Raw genomic sequence first — 15,349 nt, 5'->3', positions numbered from 1 at the left:
GCCTTCCTACACAACGCTGTCATAGACGTGGTTGAGCATGCCGCGCAGCTCGGCTGCCGGCACCGGATCGCCGGTGAGGGGATGGACCATGCGTTCGGGATCGAGGCGCGGCAGGATGTCCGTGATCCACTGCTCACGGCCACGTTTCAGCAACGCGAGGCGATTGTGCGCCTGCGGCAGGATGTAGCGGTCCAGCTTGCGGATGGCGCCGCCGGCGGCGTTGAAGCGCTGGCGGAGATCCTCGAACACGTTCTCGATGGCGTCGGAAAAGGCCTTGGCCTGGGCGTCGCCCGTGGCCTCGCCGGCCCGCTCGCGCACGACGTTATCGAGGCTCAGGCGGTTCATGCGCCGGCCCGACAGGAACGTGGTGCGGTAGTGGTGCATGAAGCCCTCGAGCTGGGCGTGGGCGTCGGCTAGGATGGCCTTGCGCCGGCCTTCCACCGAGGAGAAGCCGGCACGGCCGTAATGCTCGAGGTGGTCGATGGCGGCGAGGCCGATATCCGCTTCGCCCCGGGCGTCGCGGAACTCGGTCAGGTCCTTCGTGATCCGGCGCTGGGCGGCGATGGTGAGCAAAGCGACGCGCTTCTTGTGGCTCGCCTCGGCGGTGAGGCGCTTCACCATGTCCTCGCGCGCTGCGGCCTCGGCTGCCTCCGGGCTCATGCCGGCGGCATGGCGGGTGCGCAGGCGCTCGAAGGTGGCGCCCAGCTCACGGGCCTCATCGCGGCTGATCACATCCGCGTCGATCATGTTCTTGAGGCAGTCCGCGAAGCTAGCCATTGCCGCCCCCCAGCGCGCAGTTGCGAGCGCCCAGCATCACATCCTCCGAATGCGTCACGTCATCCAGGAGGCGGCGCTCCTCGAGCTGCTGGCGCGCCTCGGCAAGCTGGCGGCTGATCCCCATGCGCTTCGCTTCGGCCGCGGTGAAGGCTTCCTGCGGCCGCACCTCAAGGTCCTGATCCGGCTTGAAGTAGATCACCACCTTGTGGGCCTTGGCTCCGGTGCGCAGCCCGCCGGCATGGCTGAACCCGTCATATCCCGCCTGTTCGATGGCGTATCGCATGCTGTCGAAGACATCCTGGATCTCGCCGGCGGACAGGCCTTCGCCGGTCCCGTTCTCGCGCACCAGGTCGTACAGCTCGCGCAGGTTGGCCGGCTTCTCGTCAAGCGACAACTGCACGGCGTCGTCGCTGATCTCGCGAAACCGGTCCAGCAGATCGGGCGCGAGTTTCGCCTCGCCATCCAGGATCTTCAGGGGGCGCTTCTCGGCGATGGTGTAGATGGCGCCCGCTTCGCCCCGACGCGCGCCCTTGCGGGAATAGCCGATGGCGACATCCACGGCGTCCGTGGTGTAGAGGCCGGCCCCGTAATAGTTCAGCGACGAGGAATGCCAGTCGTCCGGCGTGAAATTGTGGTCGGCGGTGCCGTGAAACTGGGTGCCGCCGCCGCGCGTCTCGGGGGTCGTGCGCTGGGCGGCCTGCTGCTCGAGGTCCTTGATGCGGGCTTCGAGCGTGGCAATGTCGGTGCGGCCGGTGTCGGCCCGGGGAGCATCGGCGGCCGCCGGCTGGTCGAACAGGCCCGCCTGCAGCGTGTCGGCCTGTCGGGTCGCTTCCGGCCCGGTGGGCAGGTCGAAGGCAGGCCGCGATCGCGTGTCCTCGGTTGCGAGGCCGAGGATGCCGCGCTGCTCCACCAGCGCCGTAACCTCGCGCACGAAGGCATCGGTCGCTTCGGAGATCCGCGTGCCGCCGGCGAGCGCGGTGGCGGCACGATCCAGCGCTTCCGACACCGCCCCGGCGCGCAGCGCGAGCCGCTCGATGGCATCGATGGCCTCGGCCGCCGCGTCGGCTGCAGCGCGGCTGCCGCCTTCCGTGATGACGTTGCCGGCATTCTCCAGCCGATCCGCATTGGCCACGACGGTGCGGAAGGCGCTGCGCTCCTTGCGCAGGGCGCCCACGGCCTTGTCGAGCACGCGCGCCCGTTCCACCACCAGCGGCACGGTGCGCTCCAGGGCGCCGAGCAAGGTCTCCTGCACCTCGTGCCGCGTGGGCGCGCGGGCCATGTCGGCGATCATGTAGCGGGCCCGGGCGGCGGTGAGATCCTCGGCCTGGGCCAGCGCCGACACGGCGAAGGCGTGCGACAGGCGATCGGGCATCAGCTCGCCCACCAGCGCCGCGTGCCCGGGTGCTACCTGCCCATTCAGCACCATGCCGAAGGCGTCGTCGGACAGGCGGGCGAGGCCGCGCGCCTGCCGCATGTGCTCGGAGCCCACCGGCACGCTGCCGTCCAGGATGGTGGGGCGTTCGCGCAGCACGCGGGCGGTGTCGATCACGTCGCCGGAGCCTTCCTGAAGGTTCTTCTTGGCCGCGATCGCCCGCACGTCCGCCGGCGTCCAGCCGTCCCAGGCGCGGAAGACGAAGCCGTTGAGATCGATCTTGTCGGCCCTGCCTTCCAGCAGAAGGCGATGGGCGAGGCCAAGGCGCTGGTGGCCATCTGCAATGAAGCGCTGGCCGGCCTCGTCCTCGAACACCACAACCTTGCCGGACGCGAGGTCATCCCACCGTTCGACCGAGCGCAGCCGATCGGTGACGCCGGAAGCGTCGCCGCCCCCCTTGTACTGGAAGGTTCTGGCGTCGGTGCGCAGGGTGGCCGCGTCCACAGGCTCGAAGGTGACGGGCTTCTTCAGATACTCGAAGCGCTGGCCGGCCGATGCATCGGGCAGGGGCGGGGTGTCGGCGCTGCGGGCGGGGAGGGGATCGAACGGAAGCGGCGGCATCTCCGCGTCCGGATCCTCGGCGAAGCGGACCGCCTGCGACAGGTTCAGCTCGTGATCGCGGGGCGCGACGCCTTCGGGCGCGAGGCCGCGCAACAGCCGGTCCGCCTCGAGGGCGGCGGCAGCGGCTGAAGCGGCCGGATCGAGACCGTCGCCAGCCTCGCGGGCGGAGGCGATCATCGCCTCTTCATCACCGTCGAGCGCCCGGGCGATGAGCGGCACGTCCTTGGGCGGCCGGGCCGGGACACCATCGGGCACCGCCGGCTCGCGAATGTCGGGCGCGGAGTGATCAAAGCGCGGGAAGTCCTCGGCGGGGGCCCGCGCCTTGACCGCGCGGCCAATGCCTTCGGCCGACCCTCCAATGGCGGCGCCGAACCCGAACGCCATGGCGACGTTCTCGGCAGCCGGCCCAAGGCCGCTCTCGAGGCCCATCTCGCCGCGCCATTTCTGGATCACAGGCTGGGTCAGCGCCTCGCCACCGGCATTGATCACGCCTTCGCGCAATGCCGTTTTCAGGACCGCACCGGCGGCCGTGCGGGCGGTGGAGGGCCCGCCGCCGGCGAACAGCAGCGCGAGGTTCACGGGATCGCGAAAGCCGCCGGCCATGGCGCCGGCGAAATAACCGCCCCACTTCAGCCAGGGTCGGGAGGAGGGGGCGGCGAGCGCTTCGGAGGAGCGGCGCTCCACGCCGGCAACAAGCCCGCGCACGTCTTCCTCGATGGACCGTCCGGCGGCGATGGCCGCCAGTGCGTCGGGATTGTCGGCGTGGCTTTCGGCGAGCTGGCGCAGGCGATCCTCATAGCCCCGAACGTTGTCGTCATAGGCCGCCCGGGCCATGTCGTTGGGATCGCTGAAGCCGGGGACCCCGCTCGCCTTCATGCGCTGCCAGGCGGCCTCGCGGTCGATGGGCGCGCGGAAGGGATTGTCCAGCGCGACGCCGGTCGCGGCCTTGATGGCGGCGTTGCGCCGGTCGATGGCTTCTTCCCGCGCGTAGAGGCCCGCGATCGTGTTGTCGATGTAGGTCATGGCATCGCGGCCGGCGTCGAACGCCTCGGCCGTGACCTTCACGTCGCGGATGAAATCGTCCGCCACCGGCTCGGGTGGGCGCTGGTAGGAGGACCCGGCAAGGGCCTCGCTCTCCGGACCGAAGAAGATCATCGGTTGCCGCCCACATAAGCCGAGGGAACGCGGCCACGCAGCGGGCCCTCGAGGGTGGAGAGATCGAGCACCCACGGCTTTCCGTCCGCCCGCACCATCCATTGGGGATCCGGGCCGTCGGGATCGCCCGCAGCAACGCGGTATTGGCCGTTGCCAACGGCAACGAGGTGGCCGGACTGGATCGCGGCGGCGGACGGTGGCCGGCCATCCGCAAGCGGGCCCATGCGCGCGACGTCGGCGTCTGTGAGCGCGTTCAACACCCGATCGAAGCGATCGGTGCGGATGTTCGGCGGCACCACCACCTTGTCGTAACCACCCGGGAGCCAGCCGTTGCGGTCGCGGTATCCGATGCCGCCGTACTGGGTTCCGCTGGTGTCGAAGGTGGCGCCGGCCGCTTCCTGCAGGGTTCGTTCATAGGCGGCCATGGTGTCCCTGTCGGTCACGTCCGGGACGAGGCCACGACGATAAATGCGGGTCTCGAAGGCGGTTCGGGCCGTAGCAGCCGCGGCGTGCTGCTCGCCGGGCGCGGCGCGGAAAGCGGCACCGTAGACTTCCGCCTCCTTGGCATTCAGCAGTTGGCCCGCCTTGGCGTCGTCCCACTTCGGCGGCTTGTAGCCGGGCTGGGAGCGCGCGCCGATGGTGGTGGCAACATCCTCCATGAGGGTGGTGGTGGCGCCGGTGGCGGCAAGGGCCCCCACGCGCGCCAGCAGGGGTGCTTCCTTGGAGACTTCGGCGAACACGCGGGGCGCCTGGTCGCCGAAGCCGGCGACGATGGCGCGCGCGGTCGCCACCATGCCTTGTCCTCCGGCGGCCTGGGCGGCCGAGATTGCGGCGCGGTCCTCGGGGCGCAGGTAGACCGGCGCGACGCCGTAATGGCGGGCCACCTCCTGCGCCTGGGCGATGCGCACCTGCGCCGTGCCGGGGTCGTTGAGATCCAGCGCCACCGGCTGGGCGGTTCCCGTGCGCTCGGCCCAGCCCAGCGGATCGGCGGCGAGCTGGGTGCGCATCTCCTTCAGCAGGGTTTCACCCGCGGCGAGGCGGGAGGCCGCCAGTTCGTCGGCGCCGTTCTTCGCCAGTTTCGCCCGCTCCTGGTCAAGGGCGCGGTCCAGGGCATCCGGCCCCATGTTGCGCCACGCGCGGAAGGTGGCGGCCTCCTGCCGCAGGCGGTCCACGGTCTGCGGCCCGCCGTCAACGCGGCCGGCGGCGCTTTCCAGCTCCTTCCACTCGGTGTCGGCGATGTCATAGCCCTGGGCGGAGAGCTTCTGGATCTTCTGCGCCTGGTGCTCGAGGACATTCGAGGCCGTCGCCTTGCGCACGCGATCGGCATTGAGATCGCGCTCGAGGTCGGCCGACAGGCGGGACGCATCCTCGAAATCTAGGTCCTTCAGCGGCCCCTTGCCGTTCTGCCATTGATCCATGACGGCGCTGGCGAATGCCGGGCGGTCTGCCTCGGGCATCTTGGCGAACTGGCCTTTAACCCGGGCTTCGGCCAGATCCTTGCGCGCGCGAAGCTTGAGGGCCGCGGCGGACTGGGGCGTCACGGCGCCGCTGGCGACGGCCCGGTCCAGAATGTTGTCGTTGCGCTTCAGCTCCTCTTCCACGTCCGCGTCTGTGGCGGGATCGAGGCCCGCGGCGTGGCCGAGGCGCTGCAGGTTCATGCCGCCGGTGGTGTAGGCGGTGGTGGCGTCGGCTGCGACCTGCTGGCGGGCGCGGGTGTCGGCCCGCTCCAGGGCCTCGCGCTGGTAGACCGTGGCGGAGCGGGCGTACTGGCGCTCGAAGATGGCGCGGGCGCGCGGATCGTCAAGCACGTCCTCGGACAGCATCTTGTCCTTGAGGTCGGCGAGGCCCTTCGCCAGCGCCGCAGGGTCATCACGGTGCTGCTGGTAGACGGCGAAGGTGCCTTCCATCTGCTTGGTATCGAGACGGTCGGCATAGGTGCGCAGCGCCGCCATTTCATAGGCGGCGCCATAGGTGGAGCTGCGGCCGGTCAGCTCCGGCTTGCCCTCGAGGCCGGCCTTGGCGCCAGCCATCTCGCCTTCGGTGGCGGCCTGCCGCTCTGCAAGGCGCCCGAAGGAATTGGCGAGCTGGTCGAGGCCGGCGGCATCGCTGGCGTAGACACCCGCAAGGGAGCCCTCCGGGCCGCGACCAGCGGCGCCGATCGCGCCTTGCCCGTTGAACTCCGCCTGGTTCTGGACGACGCGGGGCATCAGCCGTACCTCCCGGCGAGCTTGGTTGCACCTTCGCCCACGGCGAGGGCCGCTGAGAGCGTGCCGCTGTCACGGGCGCCGCGGGCGATCCGCTTGTAATTTTCCTCGCGCATCTTCAGCTCGCGCACCCGGCGGGCTTCGGTGGCGCTGTCGATGGAGACTTCCTGGGCGCCCTTGGAGAGGACGTTCTCGCGCTGCTGCTGGCCGAAGCCATAGGACAGGTCGATGCCGGCGGCGGCGGTCGCCACGTCGTTCTTGCCGAGGACCGAGTACATCTCATCCTTGAGAGTGATGCGCCGGCGCGCGGCGGCCTCCCGTTCGTCGGTGATCTGCTGGCGCGTCTCGGCCGCCTTCATGTCGGCCTCAAAGCCCTTTTCATTCGCGGCGCCGATGCCGCGCAGCGCCGACAGGACGGTGACGCCGCCGGAGAGCACGGAAGAGAGGGCGCTCCCGCCGCCGAGGGCACCGAGGAGGCCGCCGCCGGCGGTGGCCGCGGCGCCCGCCGTGCCCATGAAGGTGGGCACCGCCAGCGGGCCGGCGGCACCGAGCATCGCGACCGGCGCGGCAGCCGCTGCCGTTCCGGCCGCGCCGGCGGCGGCGGTGCCGAGCGTGGAAACGGCGGTGAGGAGCAGCTCCATCAGAAATCCCCCTCGCCAGTTATCGACAGGAGCGTGATGTGGCCGGGCCGCTTTTGGGTGACGACGATGGTCGGATCGTCCATGGCGCCTTCGAGGCCATCGACGACACGCCGGCCAGTGAAAAGGTTGCGGGTGGAGGGCACGTCCGGCGTGCCGCCGAAGTCCAGGAGCGGCACATGAACCGGCTGGCCGTCATTTGCGCCGACCGCGATCGAGGTGGTTTCCTTGAGCAGCAGGCGCACCGTGTGATAGCCGACGGCGCTTTCGGTGACGATCTGCGGGCCAACCTCGCGCGAGGGCGGCAGGGTTTCCAGCAGGAACGGGCGCCAGCGGCCAACCGTCACCTGCGACACGGCCACGGGCAGGGTCACGGTGCCGTCTTCGACCGTGTAGGGGCCGAACACCTCATCGTCGCCGATGACCCAGACTTCGACGCCCTCGTGGTCCGTCAGGCCGGACAGGGCGTCGCTGGGCTCTTCCAGCGAGACGGAGACGGCCTGATCCAGCAGCAAGCCGTTCTCGGCCCGCTCCACGAAGCGCACCGGCGCGCCGGCGACTTCGCGCTCGAACAGCGCCGTCACCTCATTGGCCGCGTTGCAGCAGACGGCGAGCGCCTTGCCGTCCGTGTCCACCCGGGCGAAGCCGGTCACATCCTGTTCGCGCAGCAGGGTGACGATGCGCATGGCGCCATCCGACTGCAGGTACCAGAGCAGATTGGCGTCGGTGTCGGCGGTGGCGCGCTTGCGGGCGATGTCGCGCACATCCTTGACCAGGTGGGTGGCGAGCACCGAAAGCCGTTCGGTGGAATAGGTCTGGTCCACCTCATTCCAGCGGAATTGCAGCAGGGTGGCGCCGGTGGAGGAGACGAACACCGCGCCGCCCTCGTTCTCCACCACGGGCACGCCGGTCGCGATGCCGTGGCTCGAGGCCTTCACCAGGTTCGGCGCCTGTTCCTTGGTGAGGGTCGGGTTGGTGAGCCAGTATTCGCCCTCCGACGTGAACACCAGGAGCGTGCGCGCGGAGAGCATCTCCTCGATGACCTCTGCGCCTTCGGTGTCCATGGGCGCCACGAAGGCGCCGTTGGCGCGGGTGATTTCCGTCTGGAAGCTATAGTATTCGCCGGTGACGGACACGGTGAGGGCATTGGGCAGGCCCGGGGAGCCGCCCACCAGCAGGCGCTGCTGGTAGAAGCAGCCGCAACGGGGCCAGCCGCGCAGGTCCGAGAACTGCACCTCGCCACCCTTCTTGCCCTTCTGGATGCGTTGCCAGGAGATGGCGGCGTCCGCGGCGTTGAGCACCTTGGTGGCGTTGACGATGACCTGCCCTTCATTGCCGGCGCCGGTGAAGGTCACGCGGTAGCGGATGGGCGTATCGAGTTTCTCCACCGTGATGCCGGGATCGATGGTCGGCAGGCCCTCGATGGCATCCTGCATGAGCGGGATGACCTGGGTGGGGTTGAGGTTCGGCTGGGTGACGGGGCCGATGCCCACCGTTTCCTCGCCGTCGATGGTGATCGTGAACACCTGGTTGGTGCCCACGTTCACGAACTGGAAATCCCAGATCGCCGGCACGCCGTTGGTATAGTCCAAGTCGCCGAAATCGTTCTCTGGCAGATCCTTGAAGGGAACGGGGCCGACTTCCCATTCCAGATCCGAGCCCTCGCGGAAGATCCGCACCGTCTTGCGGGTGGCGCAGAAGACGAGCGCGGTGTTGAGCTGCTGGCGCCAGCGCGCGACGGCCAGCTCGTCACCGGTGTGGGGCAGGGTAAAGCCGGTGATCCAGCCGGCGCCGGCCTTGTACACGTCCGCATGGCCAGCGGAGAGGAGCACGTCATAGGCCTCCTCGCGGCTGTAGCCGAAGGAGCGCAGGCGCGAAGGGCCGTAATCGATGCCCTCCGCATGGAAGGCAATGCCGCCGATTTCCACCGTCCCGGCGGTGGCGAGGTCGCGGGCGACGACGCGCCAGAGATCCGCCGTCACCGGCGCCGCCGGCGGCGCGCAGAAGCGACGGGAACGGTCCACGCTGCGCAGGGCGCGATCGCCGTTCAACACCTGCCACGCCGCGCCGTCCCAATATTCCACGCTGATGCGGCCGCCGGTGGCGGCCTTGAAGGGCGCCACGTCCACGGCCGAGACGGCGGTCGCGGTGGCGAAGCTCACCTGCAGGAGCACATGCGGGCCGGCGCCGGAGAGGCTGCCCGACACCACGCGGGTGGTGGCGTCGCCATCGGTAGCGTTGGCGACGGTGCCGCCGGCAGGCGCGGTGAGGGTGGCGCCGGCGGTGGAAATGGCCTCGAGGAGCCGGCGCGCCCGGCTGATCTGACGGAAATAGGGCCGCAGCGTCGCCGGGCCCTGGGGCAGGGTTATGAGGTTCACGCCCTGCCGCACGCCCGATCGGTAGTATTTGAGATCCTTGCGGGCCTCGAGCGTGTCCGCCAGCTCGCCGGAGACGAAAGAGGCCTGCAGCTTTCCGGGCTGGCCGGGCATCAGCTCCTCCAGGCGCCAGTAAGCGGATCGTTGGACACCGCCGGGTTTTCCAGCGAGGCGGTGGACTGGCTGTCGTCGGTGATGGCCGCGAGGATCAGGCCGCCGCGGCCGTTGAGCTGGGGCGTGCCGAAGGCCTTCTGGTCCAGGATCTGGTTGAGCGACTTGTCGCGCTTGATGGTCAAGGCGAGGTCGGCGCCGAGCGCGGTGGTGAAGGCGTTCCGGAAGGGCGGCGACCACAGGGTGGGCGGCGGGACAATGCGGATCCGCGCCCACAGGTCCGGCGCGTCGGAATGCACCTGGGCGCCCTCGAGGAGCCAATCGGTGAAGTGGCGGCCCGGGCGCTTCACATCGTCCAGCACCGCGATGGGCGCGCCGACGCGATCGGCCGGAAGGTCGAAGGCGTAGAGCCAGCCGGTTTCCGGCGGAGCAACCAGCCGCGACAGGCGGCGAGTGGAAAGCGAGAAGGAAAAGCGGTGGATGCCGAGGCAGTGGCCGAGCACGCGCTCATAGGCGAGGCGCACCTGGGCGGCCGCCGGCGTCTGCGCCTCGAGCGACTGGATGGGCGCGGCTCCGGCGAGGGCGCAGGCCTCGTTGGCGACGGTGAGGTGATCGAGCACGGCAGAACCCCGTCAGAGATGAAGCCGCACCGGCCGGAGGGAAGGTCCGGCCGGTGCGGCGTTCGGCGCCGGAGCACCCGCAATGCCCCGCCAAGGGCCCCGGCGCCGAAGCTCGGTCAGCTGTTGTTCACCTGCACGACGGTGACGTTCCCGGAGGCCGGGACGGCGTTGAACATGTAGAGCCGCAGCTGCGGGGTGCCGCCGATGCCCACCGACGCGACGATGGTGTCGCCGACGCCGATGTTGGCGCGGGCGTTGTTGAAGTAGCCGGCGGTCGCGACGGTCGCGTGGTCGTCGGCGGTGATGTAGCGCCACTCCCGCAGGGAGCGCGCACCGGCCGTCGCGAGGGCGACGCCGGTGGAAGTCGAGCGGAAGCACTTGCTGTCGAAAGCCATGGATCGGTCCTCTGCGAGGGAAGGGGACGCCGCGCGTGGACGCGCGGCGCCGGATCACGCCACGGTCTGCGTGCGCTCCACCGGGCGCTGCAGGGTGGTGTTGTTCTTGAAGTAGAGCCGGCGGACGCCGCGGGCGGTGGGGTCGAGCGCCATGGCGCACGCCTGCAGGTCCGAGCGCGTGGTCCAGCACTTCTTGCGGTTGTCCCAGTCGGTGGTGCTTTCACCCTCGTAGTTCGAGGCGTAGCCGACCGCGCCGCGATCCCAGATGAAGCCGTAGCTGGTATTGGCCGCCGCGCCGGCGATGAGTTCCTTCTTCTGGAAGGGCACCCACACCACGCCGTTCCAGCGCTTGGCGCGCACGCCGGTCGGGAAGGCCACGTCGTTCACCCAGTCGGAGTTCGTGAACTCCTTCCAGAGCATCATGATGTTGAACCAGCGATACGGGATGGCGGCATAGAGATTGTCGCCGTCCACCTGGTCGTCGTCCTGGATCGCCTCGGTCACGGTCATGGCCTGGATGAGGTCCCAGTCGCCAGTGCCGTCGCCCACGGTGGTGAGGCCGGACGCGGAATTCATGGCGTTGAAGATGATCGCATCGGACTTGCGGCCGACCGCCTTCGCCGCGGCCTCCCAGGACGCCTGCTTTTCGTTGGCGCTCATCTTGTTGAGATCGGCCTGATAGATCTCGTACAGGAGGTCGTAGTCCTTCAGCGTCGCCGAGAGGAGGTTCTGCTCGGGGTTCGCCGGCGGCGTCTCGGATCCACGGACGTAATCCTGCATGTCCATGGTGCCGAAGTACGGCCACTTGACCGTCAGCCCCTCGATGCGGCCCTCAGGCATGACCATGGACTTCATCTTGAAGCCCTTGGACTGGTAAAGATGCCGGACGTTGGAGCGGTATTCTTCCTTGTACCAGTTGGGTGCGAACAGCGACATCGCGTTCCCCTCGGGAGAAGATTGAGGATCTTCCCGGGAGGAGAGCCGCGGCCGCCCCCGGCGTTGCCGAGCGGGGGCGGAGAGCGGGCTTTCCCGTGAATTGCGACCGAGGCTAAGGCGCCGCCGGCGCCGTCAACCGAGCGCGCTATTTAATTGCTTGCCTGCCAAGTTTGACTTAAAGTTGCAAGAAACAGCATCTTGATGTGTGAACTCAATGGCTGAAAAGATAACCGCTTCATCGCCTGAAAAGGGGTCGGTGCAGTTTGCGAACCTGATCGATCGCGTCAAAGCAAGCATGGAGCATATTCTCCATGGCGTGAAAGGCCCGATATGGTTTGTGACGTTGATCACGTCTGAAGGCAAAGTATTTGTCGAGGAAGGCGAAAAAGGGTTTTCTTCACAAGAAGATGAAACTAATTTTTTAGTTGAAGGAATTGAAGATTTCGATCAGAGGCCGTCTGACCGTATTACTGCAATCAGGCGTCTCGTGGACCGTTATAAAATAGATAGCGAATGGAGTTTCGAACTGCTGCGACATGGTGCTCGTCTCAAGCCCATTCCAGAATATACCTCTTCGTTATTGCGCCCCATGAGACTAAGAATTTCAAAGGGTGATGTAAGTCGAGTACTCGATGAGGCTCTTAAGGCACAATTATCGTCACCAGTTGCTAGACGCGTATCTCCTCAGCTAGATTCGATTTCGTCAGAGGCGGAATTTGAAACTGATCTAGATAATTTCACGATAATGAATCTTTTAGATTTGCAGCGTCAGGCAATTGAAATTTCTAATTCTGTAGATGATACCGTCCAGTATGTTGACGAGGTGTGCGCAAGAATAAGGGGGGCAATCCGTGAATCTTGATATGATCTTCAAGGGTACAGATTTTATCACAGATCTGCGGCGGGCGCTTGATAGGGTATCTGCCCTCGAAAAGTCTATTAAAGAGCTTGCCTCCACAATTGACGAAATGGCTGACAAAATAAAAGAAATCGAGTTCAGTCAAAGGCAATTGGCTTCTGATCTTAAATTTGAAACGATTCGCGAGGTACAGAAGGCAGCGTCCGACTTTAATGGTCATGCATCCAAAAGTCTGACGGAGTTGGCGATAAAGGTCGATAGACTTGAGCAAGATGCGTTGCGGAGGACTGGGATTATCGCTTCTAACCCGCAAGCGTTGGTGCCACCTGAGGGGCTCGCACGGCGGGACGATGGTCGCGCCGCGCCCGAAGTCTCGTGATTTTAGTCACTCGCCGTGGAGCTGGCGGAAACCGGCATCGACCTGCGCGCGCCACGCCTTGTCGAACTTCGGGCTGTGGGGGTTGTAGCGCTCTTCCCTCACCGCAGCGTCGAGGCTCTCCCTGGTCCACTGTCCCGAGGCCGCAGCGTTGCCGCTGACCTTGAAAGCAGGATCCTTGCCCATGGCGCCGGACAGAGCCTGCAGCAGCTCCACGCCGGAGGCCTCGTCTGTGAGACTGAGGAGGAGGCCCTTGGCGCCTTCGCCCAGCTTGAGCTGATCAGCCACCACGCCGGCGAAGCTTTCCATTTCCTTCACGACGCCGGCGACGATGGGCTTCGCCTCCTCCCAGCTCTTGCCGGGCGCGATGCGCTCCGCGATCTTCCGGCCCTCGGCCTCGGGATTGTAGGGCGTGGCGAGGAGGCCCTTCTCCTTGGCTGTTTCGAAGATCTTGCCCACGAACTGGCCGAAGGCATCCTTGGGCAGGCCGATTTCCAGCGCAGCGTCGCGGGCGATGGCCAGCACCGGATCATCCGGCTTGATGTGGCCCTTGATTTTCTCGGACGGCTCGAAGGCGTATTCCGCTGCGGTCTTGGGCGGCTGGGGGCGGGCGGCGATCTGGTCGCGCAGGCCCTTGTAGCCGTTGGCAAGACGCTCGAAACGCTCTTCCGGCTTGTCCGCCTTCATGTCGTTCGGCAGGAAGTCGCGCCAATAGGGGTCCTTTGCCCCTGCGCCGCCGGCGGGATCGCCACCCGCAGGCGCCCCACCGGTCGGAGCACCACCACCCGCACCAGCGGGCGCACCGCCGCCGGGGGCGCCGCCAACGGCTGGGCTACCCCCTCCGGCGCCGGCGTCCGGCTGGTTTCGCAGCACCATCGCCCACAGGCTGAACTTCGGATGCATCGGTCTTCTCCTCTTGTGCGCGCGCCAGCGGAATGGCGCGGCCTTCCCTCACGAGCTTGAGCAGGCGCCAGACGAGGGCGCATTCCGCATCGTGCGCGGCCTTGAGCAGCGCCGTCTCGTCAATGGTCAGGCTGGGCGCCTGGAACTGGGGCGGCTGCAGGATGGTGAAGGCCACCAGGTGCTCCAGCAGCAGCACGAAATCCGGATTGTCGGCGAGCCGCGCGCAGGCCTGGGCAAGGCGCTGCGAGGCGGCGATCTCCATGCCGGCTTCCGCGGCGGACTTGGCCTTGCCGCCGGGCAGTTGATCGAACCAGTCCCATCCCATCTCGCCGGCCTGGGCGATGAGGCGGGCAAGGGAGAGCATGCCGCCGGGCTCGGTTTCGGGGAGGAGCATGCTCATGCCGTGGCTCCCTGCGCGGGCGGGGCGCCGGCGCCTTGTTGCTGCTGCTGGGCGGCGAGCTGGGCCTGCGCCATGGCATTGGCCACCAGGGCATGCACCTGCTCCTGCAGGGCCTGCCGCCGCTTCTCGTCCATGAGGTGCCGTTCCGGCACGCCGAGGCCGCGGCCGATGTCCATCAGCAGCGGCACCTTGTCGAGCACCAGGTCCTCGAGGGAGCCGGGCGGCGTCGCCATGAGGGAGCGGACGATGCCGGCGAACTCCACCGACTTCTGCGCCTGGGCGGCGTAGCGGGCCACGGCGATGGGGGAGGTGACGCGCGTTTTCACCAGCAGCTGGTCGATGGACACATCCACGGTGATGATTTTGGCGTCATAGGCGATTTCGAGGGCGCGCTCGCCGGCGGGCAGCACGATCTCGTGGACGAGCCGGCCGAAGGCGCCCACATGGTCGGAGGCCAGGCGCTTCACGCGCTCGAGGATCTCGGTGGCGGACCGCACCGCCGCGCCGTCCGGCGGCAGGGACTGGTCCATCATGGCGCTCTGCACCGACATGCGCAGCTCGTTGAGCACGATCTGCGACAGGTCGATGCGCGGTTCGGGCAGCTTGGCGATGGTCGGCCCCAGCGCGCCGCCGTTGGACAGCACCTTCCAGAAGGCACCCGGGCTCACCGAGGCCGTGGCGGGGTTGAACACGCCGTCGTCGCGGGCGGTGTAGATGCCCAGCATGGTGATGGCGGCCGCCTTGAGGGTCAGCTCCTGCGCCTTGTTCAGCGTCTTGATGGCCGGCATGGCCAAAAGAATGGGTCCGCGGCCCCACGTCTCGCCCGGCACGCGGAAATAGCGCGGCGTGAGCCATGGCGAGGCCCGATAATCGCGGGTGAAGATCGGCGGCTCGCCCTCCTGGGCGCCGGCGTCGTAGACGTGGAAGTGGCGGACGCCCGTCTCATAGTCGAGCGTGAGATCCTGACACACCTCGATATCGTCGTTGGGCTTCTGCTCGATCTGGCGGTTGAGCCGGTCGGAGAATTGGCCCTTGGGCCACTGGGCTTTCAGCAGGCGCCCGGGAAACTTCCGCTTCCAGAACACCCCGCCGATATCGCCGAAAAGCCCGGGCTCGAGGAGCACCTCCTCGGACGGGACGGCGGCGAAGGAGGCGAGCTTGCCCCGGTTTTGCCAGAGGCGCGGCGCGTCATCGATGATCATGGCGCCGGTGCCGGCGCCGAGGTCGATCGCCATCTCATGGAAGGCGAGATCCCAGTCGCCCGTCATGAACATGGCCGTCGCCTGCTCGGACACGATGGCCAGTTCCTTGGCGAGCTGGTCGCGCTCCTTGCCCTGGACGAGGGGCCCGGGCTCCAGTTTCAGCCATTGCTCGCCGGGCGGGCAGAGATCCTGCTGCAGCTTTCCGGCGAAGCGGAAGGCCGACATGATCGCGGTCATGTCGAAGGTGCGATCGACCCGCTTCTCGCCCTTCGGGCCATGGGTGAGGCCGCGTCGGTAGGGGATGGCGAAGTCATAGGCTTCGTCATAGAGGGGCTTGAACAGCGCCCATTCGCGCTCGGCCTGGGCGCGGCGGCCCTTGAGATCCTTGACGGTGGGGGGTGCCAT

General features: G+C 67.7%; 13 protein-coding genes. 2 read left to right on the top strand and 11 right to left on the bottom strand.

Annotated features, from left to right (window positions below):
* Positions 1 to 6: 6 nt before the first annotated feature.
* The 8 genes from ACT535_RS03115 to ACT535_RS03080 all read right to left on the bottom strand — a co-directional run bounded on the left by ACT535_RS03115 (position 7) and on the right by ACT535_RS03080 (position 11,204).
* On the bottom strand, positions 7 to 777 hold the full coding sequence (locus ACT535_RS03115) for a hypothetical protein (protein WP_476363326.1): 771 nt from the start codon (positions 775 to 777) through the stop codon (positions 7 to 9).
* The gene (locus ACT535_RS03110; RefSeq protein ID WP_476363325.1) at positions 770 to 3,925 is read right to left on the bottom strand and encodes a hypothetical protein; all 3,156 of its coding nucleotides are present in this window, start codon (positions 3,923 to 3,925) and stop codon (positions 770 to 772) included. The genes ACT535_RS03115 and ACT535_RS03110 overlap by 8 nt, the downstream gene beginning before the upstream one ends.
* Complete coding sequence (locus ACT535_RS03105) at positions 3,922 to 6,132, bottom strand: hypothetical protein (RefSeq protein WP_476363324.1); 2,211 nt, start codon at positions 6,130 to 6,132, stop codon at positions 3,922 to 3,924. Before ACT535_RS03105 ends, ACT535_RS03110 begins: the two co-directional genes overlap by 4 nt.
* Positions 6,132 to 6,770, bottom strand: coding sequence for a hypothetical protein (locus ACT535_RS03100; RefSeq protein ID WP_476363323.1), 639 nt, complete (start codon positions 6,768 to 6,770; stop codon positions 6,132 to 6,134). The genes ACT535_RS03105 and ACT535_RS03100 overlap by 1 nt, the downstream gene beginning before the upstream one ends.
* The gene (locus ACT535_RS03095) at positions 6,770 to 9,256 is read right to left on the bottom strand and encodes a phage tail protein (RefSeq protein ID WP_476363322.1); all 2,487 of its coding nucleotides are present in this window, start codon (positions 9,254 to 9,256) and stop codon (positions 6,770 to 6,772) included. The genes ACT535_RS03100 and ACT535_RS03095 overlap by 1 nt, the downstream gene beginning before the upstream one ends.
* Positions 9,256 to 9,873 (bottom strand): phage connector family protein, encoded by a 618-nt coding sequence (locus ACT535_RS03090; protein WP_476363321.1) that lies wholly within the window; start codon positions 9,871 to 9,873, stop codon positions 9,256 to 9,258. The genes ACT535_RS03095 and ACT535_RS03090 overlap by 1 nt, the downstream gene beginning before the upstream one ends.
* Positions 9,874 to 9,989: 116 nt before the next feature.
* Positions 9,990 to 10,268, bottom strand: a complete 279-nt coding sequence (locus ACT535_RS03085; RefSeq protein WP_476363320.1) for a hypothetical protein — start codon at positions 10,266 to 10,268, stop codon at positions 9,990 to 9,992.
* A gap of 54 nt (positions 10,269 to 10,322) precedes the next feature.
* The gene (locus ACT535_RS03080; protein WP_476363319.1) at positions 10,323 to 11,204 is read right to left on the bottom strand and encodes a phage capsid protein; all 882 of its coding nucleotides are present in this window, start codon (positions 11,202 to 11,204) and stop codon (positions 10,323 to 10,325) included.
* A gap of 214 nt (positions 11,205 to 11,418) precedes the next feature.
* Here ACT535_RS03080 and ACT535_RS03075 point away from each other — a divergent pair, with 214 nt between their 5' ends.
* Positions 11,419 to 12,066: a hypothetical protein gene (locus tag ACT535_RS03075; RefSeq protein WP_476363318.1), complete on the top strand. Its 648-nt coding sequence runs from the start codon at positions 11,419 to 11,421 to the stop codon at positions 12,064 to 12,066.
* The gene (locus ACT535_RS03070) at positions 12,056 to 12,442 is read left to right on the top strand and encodes a hypothetical protein (RefSeq protein ID WP_476363317.1); all 387 of its coding nucleotides are present in this window, start codon (positions 12,056 to 12,058) and stop codon (positions 12,440 to 12,442) included. Before ACT535_RS03075 ends, ACT535_RS03070 begins: the two co-directional genes overlap by 11 nt.
* A gap of 6 nt (positions 12,443 to 12,448) precedes the next feature.
* Here the strand turns inward: ACT535_RS03070 and ACT535_RS03065 are convergent, their stop codons facing one another.
* Genes ACT535_RS03065 through ACT535_RS03055 form a run of 3 tightly spaced genes read right to left on the bottom strand, consistent with a single transcriptional unit; the run spans position 12,449 to position 15,349 of the window.
* On the bottom strand, positions 12,449 to 13,342 hold the full coding sequence (locus ACT535_RS03065; protein ID WP_476363316.1) for a hypothetical protein: 894 nt from the start codon (positions 13,340 to 13,342) through the stop codon (positions 12,449 to 12,451).
* Positions 13,272 to 13,742 carry a hypothetical protein gene (locus ACT535_RS03060; protein WP_476363315.1) on the bottom strand — a complete coding sequence of 157 codons (471 nt, stop codon included), beginning with the start codon at positions 13,740 to 13,742 and terminating at the stop codon, positions 13,272 to 13,274. Before ACT535_RS03060 ends, ACT535_RS03065 begins: the two co-directional genes overlap by 71 nt.
* Positions 13,739 to 15,349: a portal protein gene (locus ACT535_RS03055; protein ID WP_476363314.1), complete on the bottom strand. Its 1,611-nt coding sequence runs from the start codon at positions 15,347 to 15,349 to the stop codon at positions 13,739 to 13,741. The genes ACT535_RS03060 and ACT535_RS03055 overlap by 4 nt, the downstream gene beginning before the upstream one ends.

It is taken from the genome of Xanthobacter sp. DMC12 (assembly GCF_056314105.1).
The sequence above is the reverse complement of the archived record's forward strand: the minus strand, read 5'-3'. Positions and strand labels throughout refer to the sequence as shown.

Bases quoted from the DNA above. Each gene is read 5' to 3' on its own strand.
- ACT535_RS03100 (WP_476363323.1), bottom strand. From the start codon at position 6,770: ATGGAGCTGCTCCTCACCGCCGTTTCCACGCTCGGCACCGCCGCCGCC.
- ACT535_RS03115 (WP_476363326.1), bottom strand. From the start codon at position 777: ATGGCTAGCTTCGCGGACTGCCTCAAGAACATGATCGACGCGGATGTG.
- ACT535_RS03075 (WP_476363318.1), top strand. From the start codon at position 11,419: ATGGCTGAAAAGATAACCGCTTCATCGCCTGAAAAGGGGTCGGTGCAG.
- ACT535_RS03105 (WP_476363324.1), bottom strand. From the start codon at position 6,132: ATGCCCCGCGTCGTCCAGAACCAGGCGGAGTTCAACGGGCAAGGCGCG.
- ACT535_RS03080 (WP_476363319.1), bottom strand. From the start codon at position 11,204: ATGTCGCTGTTCGCACCCAACTGGTACAAGGAAGAATACCGCTCCAAC.
- ACT535_RS03095 (WP_476363322.1), bottom strand. From the start codon at position 9,256: ATGCCCGGCCAGCCCGGAAAGCTGCAGGCCTCTTTCGTCTCCGGCGAG.
- ACT535_RS03110 (WP_476363325.1), bottom strand. From the start codon at position 3,925: ATGATCTTCTTCGGTCCGGAGAGCGAGGCCCTTGCCGGGTCCTCCTAC.
- ACT535_RS03085 (WP_476363320.1), bottom strand. From the start codon at position 10,268: ATGGCTTTCGACAGCAAGTGCTTCCGCTCGACTTCCACCGGCGTCGCC.
- ACT535_RS03065 (WP_476363316.1), bottom strand. From the start codon at position 13,342: ATGCATCCGAAGTTCAGCCTGTGGGCGATGGTGCTGCGAAACCAGCCG.
- ACT535_RS03060 (WP_476363315.1), bottom strand. From the start codon at position 13,742: ATGAGCATGCTCCTCCCCGAAACCGAGCCCGGCGGCATGCTCTCCCTT.
- ACT535_RS03055 (WP_476363314.1), bottom strand. From the start codon at position 15,349: ATGGCACCCCCCACCGTCAAGGATCTCAAGGGCCGCCGCGCCCAGGCC.